The organism is Dehalococcoidales bacterium (assembly GCA_030698765.1).
In the GTDB taxonomy this organism is placed as follows: Bacteria; Chloroflexota; Dehalococcoidia; order Dehalococcoidales; family UBA2162; genus JAUYMF01.
Map to the genome: position 1 here is coordinate 1 of JAUYMF010000115.1, position 7,679 is coordinate 7,679.

The 7,679-nt window shown below is 53.8% G+C and carries 8 protein-coding genes and 3 tRNA genes; 10 read left to right on the forward strand and 1 reads right to left on the reverse strand.

The window, feature by feature from the left end:
• The first annotated feature begins 73 nt into the window (after window positions 1-73).
• From Q8Q07_05705 to Q8Q07_05720, 4 genes are all read left to right on the forward strand, one after another.
• Window positions 74-159, forward strand: a tRNA-Leu gene (locus tag Q8Q07_05705).
• A gap of 71 nt (window positions 160-230) precedes the next feature.
• Window positions 231-307, forward strand: a tRNA-Arg gene (locus Q8Q07_05710).
• Between the two features lie 5 nt (window positions 308-312).
• Window positions 313-386: transfer RNA gene (locus tag Q8Q07_05715), tRNA-Val, on the forward strand.
• A gap of 462 nt (window positions 387-848) precedes the next feature.
• Window positions 849-1,115, forward strand: coding sequence for a hypothetical protein (locus Q8Q07_05720; protein ID MDP3879786.1), 267 nt, complete (start codon window positions 849-851; stop codon window positions 1,113-1,115).
• Between the two features lie 827 nt (window positions 1,116-1,942).
• On the opposite strand, the gene Q8Q07_05725 is transcribed toward Q8Q07_05720, so the two are convergent.
• Window positions 1,943-2,314: a DUF1264 domain-containing protein gene (locus Q8Q07_05725; GenBank protein MDP3879787.1), complete on the reverse strand. Its 372-nt coding sequence runs from the start codon at window positions 2,312-2,314 to the stop codon at window positions 1,943-1,945.
• Here Q8Q07_05725 and Q8Q07_05730 point away from each other — a divergent pair.
• The 6 genes from Q8Q07_05730 to Q8Q07_05755 form a co-directional block, all read left to right on the forward strand.
• Window positions 2,240-2,410, forward strand: a complete 171-nt coding sequence (locus Q8Q07_05730; protein ID MDP3879788.1) for a hypothetical protein — start codon at window positions 2,240-2,242, stop codon at window positions 2,408-2,410. The genes Q8Q07_05725 and Q8Q07_05730 overlap by 75 nt on opposite strands.
• Before the next feature lie 317 nt (window positions 2,411-2,727).
• Entirely contained in the window at window positions 2,728-4,023 is a 1,296-nt protein-coding gene (gene argJ, locus Q8Q07_05735) for a bifunctional glutamate N-acetyltransferase/amino-acid acetyltransferase ArgJ (protein ID MDP3879789.1), read from the forward strand.
• A 31-nt stretch (window positions 4,024-4,054) separates the two neighbouring features.
• Complete coding sequence (gene argB / locus Q8Q07_05740) at window positions 4,055-4,837, forward strand: acetylglutamate kinase (protein ID MDP3879790.1); 783 nt, start codon at window positions 4,055-4,057, stop codon at window positions 4,835-4,837.
• Between the two features lie 216 nt (window positions 4,838-5,053).
• The gene (locus Q8Q07_05745) at window positions 5,054-6,244 is read left to right on the forward strand and encodes an aspartate aminotransferase family protein (protein MDP3879791.1); all 1,191 of its coding nucleotides are present in this window, start codon (window positions 5,054-5,056) and stop codon (window positions 6,242-6,244) included.
• Between the two features lie 17 nt (window positions 6,245-6,261).
• Window positions 6,262-7,512: an argininosuccinate synthase gene (locus tag Q8Q07_05750; GenBank protein MDP3879792.1), complete on the forward strand. Its 1,251-nt coding sequence runs from the start codon at window positions 6,262-6,264 to the stop codon at window positions 7,510-7,512.
• Between the two features lie 2 nt (window positions 7,513-7,514).
• A partial coding sequence (locus tag Q8Q07_05755) for a lyase family protein (GenBank protein MDP3879793.1) occupies window positions 7,515-7,679 on the forward strand: 165 nt, incomplete at its 3' end.

Below are 7,679 nucleotides of genomic sequence, written 5' to 3' on the forward strand. Positions count from 1 at the left end.
TACTGGTCCCGGTCAATTTAGCGGTGGGCGGGTTGACGAATAATGGTAAATAAGCTAGAGTTAATTGGTGCTTGCCGAAGTGGCGGAATGGCAGACGCGCTACGTTCAGGGCGTAGTGTCCGCAAGGGCGTGAGAGTTCAAATCTCTCCTTCGGCACCAAACCTGAAGAAAAGCGCGGGAAGCTCCGCGCTGAAGAGAATTCTCCATCTTAGCTGATGAGAATAGGACAGGCGCTTGTAGCTCAGTTGGATAGAGCGCAGCCCTGCGGAGGCTGAGGTCGTGGGTTCGAGACCCGCCAAGCGCGCCACTCTTGGGCGGTTAGCTCAGTTGGTTAGAGCACCTGCTTTACACGCAGGGGGTCATAGGTTCGAGTCCTATACCGCCCAGTTTTGTGCTATTTTCACTATACAATAGTGCACACTTCCAGCACATATTGTTGACACTCTACTTGGGGGCTCCCTGGGAATCTTCAGCCAGGGAGAGTCTTTTCTATAACTTTCCAGTGGCCTAACACCATAACATCCGTATAGACTTAAAGCTTTACAGAGCTAACCCTGGGCATCTTATTAGCGATAAATTGTATGGATCATGGAACAGTGCTAAATTATTAGCATGGATGGTTATTCCTATTATCGGACATAGGAGATGAGGATTAAATGCAGATTAAGCAAGTGTCATCTAAAAGAAGGAGCTCAAAGCTCGTAAGACTATGGTACTTGTTAATATTCTTGCCAATTGTTCTTATCTCTTTATCCGGATGCTCCAGGAATCAGGTAGCTGTCACGGTAGGGCTTGGCGAGACATTTACCATCGGTGTCGATCAGAGCGCCCGGATAACTGGAGAGGACATGGTAATAACATTCAATGAAGTTATCGGCGATAGCCGTTGCCCCCAGAATGTGACCTGCGTCTGGGAGGGAGTAGCCAGCAGCCGTGTCACGGTTATTCACCAAGGCGTCAACTATTCCATAGCGTTGAATCAGCCCGGGCTGACGGAGCAGGCTGAGGAGGCCTTTATCGACTATACACTGACTTACAGTCTTAATCCCTACCCAAGAGAAGGCGAGGAGATATCTCCCGAAGACTACTTACTAACATTGACTATAACAAAGTAATTAAGGGCGAGATCGCCTCTAGCCTGCGACCTATCAGGTCACCTTCCAGTCAGACAGGTGTACTCCACTTAGGGGGGACGGTACCTAGAATCTTTCGAAATCATCGCCGTCTGTTTTCAGAAAGAGTCTTTTCGGTAACCTTCGAATTGCCTCGTTAGCAACAGTTGATGGTTCAAGTTGGTCATAACTTTATCTAATTTTATTAGATGATATTGCATACCATTTGCAGTAGAGGATTCAAAAATATAAACGTCGCGTGGGTTGAGGATTTGCTAACGTCTAGTATTAGCATAGACTAAGATTAATATGGTTGTCAAGTCCTGCAATTTCTTCAGAGGGGAAAGAGAAATGGGATAGTATGGAAGGCGGGGACCCGTACCATAGCAGCCGCTTTAAGCTTGATTTCCTTGTTTTTGCTGCTGGTAATCAGTCCGTCGCGTGACATTCGTTGAAGAGTGGCAAGCCAACCGGACATTGGCAAAATCTCGCGGTTAGGCATGATGAACACCAAGCTTGGTGGGGTGCAGGTAATATTTCAGCTTGCTGGTATCTTTGTCATGGCAAACATCAGGTTCTAGTGAACCCGCCCTCTCTCAGATAGAAAGCCGCTTAACAATCACTCATTTTGTTGGTTGCGATGAACTAAAGAAGTGAAATTAGTCCCTCGCTCTTAATTTATTACCTGCGTAATTGGTCGTTTGACGAAAGATGTATGTTTGATAATCGGGAACTCCGCGCATTAAGGCTTCAATACCTTGGTTGAACTTAATCTACCATAACAGGCAAGCCAAGTCAGCAACCCCAGAAGAGGTCTTTCCAACATCGCGCTAGGGCGCCGCAGGCGTAGATTGCGGTTGGGTAATAGAGAACCCCATCGGTGCCGGGTCTTTCGGCTCCCAGATAATCACCACCTTCCCCCAGGTGTCTTCCAGCTTGGCTACTACAGCGGCCGCCTCTTTTTCGTTGAGATCCGGCAGACGGGCGTTGACCTCCGGTATCTCAGTCTTGTGGTAGTGCCAGTTGGGCTTCTCGTCTTCTGGCAGCGCAGCGTACATCCGCGGGCTGATGATGGTCTCAATACCGATGAGCCGGGCGTTCGGCGCGTCACTATCGTACAAGAGAGCTTGGCTCACCTCGTCGCTGATGGCCTTGACGTAGTGATGGACAATCTGGTCAGGGTCGTCGTTAATGTGCTTGATGGCGTCAATATGCAAAGTGTAACCGAACGCGGGAGAATCTGGTGGGGCGCCCTGCGGCGGGCGGGCGCAGGCGGCAAGGCCGACGGCGATGAATAGGCCGACTGCGACGATTTGGAATAAGGCGCCTCTGGACATCTTTAAACCCCTAGTTTATAACCTCAGCAACATTATACATCATCAGCTCCTACCGATGCTAGTTCGCAAACCCGAAAATACGACCTGGATTATCCTCTTAAGGATGGACGTGCACTGACCTGAAGTTTGAATAGTACATATTCAACGCGATGGCAGCCTAGACAACATCCTCTTGCAGGACTTATCTAATTCCTCAATGAAATACTAAAAAGTGAACTGGAGTAACCAGCAAAAGGGCGTATTCTGAGAGTAAGATCAGTTTGCGGAAATGTTAGCAGTTGGCGGTTAGAGTAAAAAGAGAGCTTAACCAGTCCATTGCCTGGCTAAATCCAGTATGTTATAGTTTAGCTATTATGGGAGCAGCCAGTATTGACACTATTGACGGTGGTACCGTTACTTCTCCCCGCGGTTTCCGTGCCGGGGCAACCCGCGCCGGAATCAAGCAAGGGGCGGGAGATAAATTAGACCTGGGCATACTCTTTTCTGAGACGTCCTGTACGGCCGCTGCCCTGTTTACCTCCAACCGGATTAAATCGGCGCCGATAATATTGTGTCAGAAGAGATTGAAAAAAGGCAGCGCCGTAGCTATTATCGCCAATAGCGGTTGCGCCAATGCTTCTACCGGTGAGCGTGGCCTGGCTGATGCTGCCGAGATGGCCTCCCTGGCTGCCAAAAGTATCGGGGTGAACCCTGAGGATGTGCTGGTCGCCAGCACCGGAGTAATCGGTCAACCACTCCCGATGAAGCTGATAAAGACCGGAATTGACCGGATTATCCTCTCCGGCGATGGCGGTCATGAGCTGGCGCAGGCGATAATGACCACCGATACCGTTCCCAAGGAAACAGCGGTATCCGGCAGAGTAGATGGCACCATGTTCACCATCGGGGGGGTAGCCAAGGGGTCAGGGATGATTCATCCCAACCTGGCAACCATGTTTTGCTTCCTGACCACCGATGCCGCCGTGGAACCTGATTTTCTAAAGTCGGCGCTGCAGAAGGCGGTGGATATTTCCTTTAACATGATTTCAGTTGATGGAGATACCAGCCCCAGTGACATCGTCCTTATTCTGGCTAACGGCATGACGGAGAACCAGCCGATTGCCATCGGCAGCCAGGCGGCTCACGTTTTTCAGCGGGCTCTGGAACAGGTCTGTATCCATCTGGCAAAGGCTATTGCCCGTGACGGAGAGGGTGCTACCAGGCTGATTGAAGTCACCGTTGACGGCGCCGCCAGTACCGCCGAGGCACGGCTGGCCGCCCGGACGGTGGTCAGCTCACCCCTGGTGAAAGCCGCCATACACGGCGCCGATCCCAACTGGGGAAGAGTCATTGCCGCCGTAGGGCGGAGCGGGGCGGAGGTGGTGGAAAGCAAAATAGATCTGTCCATCGGGGGGATTGACCTGTTAAAAGGGGGCAGCCCATTGCCGTATGACGAAAAGAGCGTTGTCCGGGTGTTTAAGAGGAGCGAGGTGCCGATAAGCGTGCACCTTAACCTGGGCACGGCTTCGGCTACCGCCTGGGGGTGTGACCTCTCTGAGGAATACGTAACTATTAACAGCCAGTACATGACCTGAAAGCGATTAATCCGGGAACAGGTGATAGCAGTTGAATAACGTTATTGTGGTCAAGATTGGTGGCGCCACCCTGGGCAGTCATGACACCGCTCTTGAAGATATTGTCCAGCTTCAGCGGCAGGGCAAAGAACTGATTGTAGTGCATGGCGGCGGTAAACTGATAACCGAGTGGCTGGAAAAACAGGGCATCGCCACCAGGTTCGTCCAGGGGGAAAGAGTGACCGACCAGCCGACCCTGGAGATAGTGATTTCTGTGCTGGCAGGGCTGGTCAACAAGGATATCGTGGCCTCGATTAACGGCCTGGGGGGAAGGGCAGCCGGTATCAGCGGCGTGGATGGTTCCCTTATCGAAGGCAGGATTAGAGACCCGGAAAAAGGCTACGTTGGTGAAGTGGTTAAAGTCAACGGCGCTATTCTGGAGTCCCTCCTGGAATCGGGCTTTATTCCGGTAGTCGCCCCGATAGGTCTCAACGCCCCCGCCAGACCGGCCGTCACCCCGCCGATCCTGAATTTTAACGCTGACACCATCGCAGGGGAAATCGCGGCGGCGGTTGCCGCGGAAAGACTCATCTTTCTGACTGATGTAGACGGTGTCAGGGGCCAATCCGGCAAGCTGCTAACGGAGCTATCCCCCGGCGAAGCCGAAGCTCTGGTAGCTTCAGGGGTAGCTTCAGGAGGCATGATACCCAAGGTTAAGGCTTGCCTCAGGGCTTTAGCGAACACTCCGGCAACCTGCATCATCGACGGACGGCATCCTCACGCCCTGCTCAGGCAAATCGAGGGCGAAGGCAGCGGGACAACAATACAGAAATAAAGGGAAGCTTGAAGGGGTATTTCCCTTTCAAAACTCCCTCCCTCCTTGAAGGAAAGGGGATGGGTGAAGCCCCTCTCTGAAGACTCTTCCCCCTCTCCTGTCAGGAGAAGGGGATACAGGGGGTGAGGTCACAAACGAATGATGATGTCACATTAAGTCATTTGTTAGTTCGGCAAATAACCTGATACGATACTAGAGATTGGTCGGAGGGTGAAAATGAGCAACTGGCAGAACCTGGCGCAAGAATATTTTATGAACACGGTGGTACGCACCCCGGTCACGCTGGTCAGGGGTGATGGAGCGCGGGTATGGGACGAAGAGGACCGGGAGTACCTGGACTTTGTCGCCGGCTGGGCGGTCACCAACCTGGGGCACTCTCACCCGGCAGTGACGGAGGCGGTAGTCGAGCAGGCGCGTATCCTCATCCAGACCTCAAACCAGTTCTTCACGATTCCCCAGGTCCGCCTGGCTGAACTCCTGGTACAGAACAGTTGCCTGGATAAAGTCTTCTTCGGCAACAGTGGGGCAGAGGCTAATGAGGGGGCGGTGAAGTTGGCTCGGCGCTACGGGAGACACCACCGTAACGGCGCCTACGAAGTGATTACGGCGTTTAATTCTTTTCATGGCCGCACCCTGGCGATGGTGGCTGCTACCGCCCAGCCCAGGCATCAGACGCCATACCTGCCCTTACCCGCCGGATTCGTTAACGTGGAATACAATAACATCGATGCCATCAAGGCGGCCACCAACCCCCAGACCTGCGCCGTGATGCTGGAGCCGATACAGGGGGAGGGGGGAGTCAACGTGCCCGATGAGGGTTACCTGAAGGCGGTACGGGCATGGTGCGATGAAAAGGGTATTCTCCTCATCCTGGATGAGATTCAGACCGGTATCGGGCGGACGGGAACGCTCTTTGCCTACGAGCAGTTTGGCATTGAGCCTGATGTCATGACACTGGCCAAAGGACTGGCTAACGGCGTGCCCATCGGCGCCATTCTAGCTAAAGAAGGGGCGTCCGTGTTTGTCCCCGGAGAGCACGGCTCTACCTTCGGCGGCAACCTTTTGGCCTGCGCCGCCGGCTACGCTACCCTGAAGTTTGTCATAGACAATGACATTGCCGGGAACGCCCGCAAGATGGGAGAGTATTTCACTGCCGGACTGGTAAAAATCAAACAGAAATTCCCGGTCGTCACCGATGTCCGCGGCCGCGGGCTGCTGCTGGCTATCGAGTTCAGTTCTGATATCGGCGCGGACCTGGTGACAGCCTGCCTGGATGGAGGCTTACTGGTGAACCGGGTAAAGCCCAATGCCCTGCGCTTCATGCCCCCGCTCATTATTAACCGGCAGGAGGTTGACCGGGCGCTGAGCGTCCTGGAAAAAGCGCTGACCAGCGTAGTTAATAAATAATATTAAGGTGATGTGATATGCCAGAGAAAGTTGTGCTTGCCTATAGCGGCGGGTTGGATACGTCGGTGGCTATCAGGTGGATTAAAGAGAAATACGACATGGATGTCATCGCGGTGACTATCGATGTTGGCAATGAGCGTGATTTTTCGGCGGTACGGGAAAAAGCGCTTAAAGTCGGCGCCGTTAAGGCATTGGTCGCCGATGCCAAAGAGGTATTCGTCCGGTATTTTATCTTTCCCGCGCTGCAGGCCGACGCCATTTATGAAGGTCAATACCCCCTGGCGACAGCCCTGTCCCGTCCCCTGATGGCCAAGCTGCTGGTGGATATTGCCCGGAATGAAGGGGCGTCAGTTATCGCCCACGGCTGCACCGGTAAGGGTAACGACCAGGTCAGGTTCGAGGTCAGTATCAACGCCCTGACTCCGGGTCTCCGTATTATCGCCCCGGCGCGGGAGTGGGGCATGACCCGGGAAGAGACGATTAAGTATGCTGAAAAATATGACATCCCGGTGCCGATTACCGTCAACAGCCCCTATTCGATTGATGAATGCCTGTGGGGAAAGAGCATCGAGTGCGGCATCCTGGAAGACCCCTGGGTAGAACCTCCGGATGATGCCTACACCTGGACAAGATCGCCCGCCGCGGCCCCGGATAAGCCGGCGTATGTAGAAATCGGCTTTGAGGGGGGTATCCCGGTCAGTCTTGACGGGCAGAAACTGGATGGGATTAATCTGATTCAGCGCCTCAATGAGGTGGCGGGTGAGCACGGGGTGGGGCGGATTGACCACATCGAAGACCGCCTGGTAGGCATCAAGTCGCGCGAGATTTACGAGGCACCGGCAGCTACCGTGCTGCTGCAGGCCCACCAGGCGCTGCAAGCAATGACTCTTTCCAAAGACCAGCTCCGGTTCAAGCAGAAAGTAGCCGTGGAGTATGCCGACCTTATTTACAACGGACTGTGGTTCACCTCACTGCACCAGGACCTGGCGGCTTACGTCAGGAGTTCACAGCGCCACGTTACCGGCACGGTCAGGATGAAGCTGTTCAAAGGGCACTCGACCGTGGCCGGGCGCAAGTCACCGCGCTCGCTGTATAACCTGGGACTGGCCACTTATGATAAAGGCGACCAGTTTGACCAGAGCGCCTCGGTAGGCTTCATCCACATCTGGGGGCTGCCGGTCAAGACCCAGGCACAGGCGCAGCTACTGGGTGACAGGGAAGGCCCGCTAAGTATTACCATGCCTGAAGAGAAACCGGGAGAAGGTTAGGAGTGAGCCAGATACGGGGTCGATTTCAGAAAGCCGCTGATAAACTGGCGGCGCAATATACCGCCTCAATCCCCTTTGACTGGCGGCTCTACCCCTATGACATCTCCGGGAGCGCTGCCCACGCCCGGATGCTGGCAAAACAGGGCATAATTACCGGCGAAGAAGCC

Coding starts and splice junctions, on each gene's coding strand:
- Q8Q07_05745 (MDP3879791.1), top strand. CDS start 5,054: ATGAGCAACTGGCAGAACCTGGCGCAAGAATATTTTATGAACACGGTG.
- Q8Q07_05720 (MDP3879786.1), top strand. CDS start 849: ATGGTAATAACATTCAATGAAGTTATCGGCGATAGCCGTTGCCCCCAG.
- Q8Q07_05750 (MDP3879792.1), top strand. CDS start 6,262: ATGCCAGAGAAAGTTGTGCTTGCCTATAGCGGCGGGTTGGATACGTCG.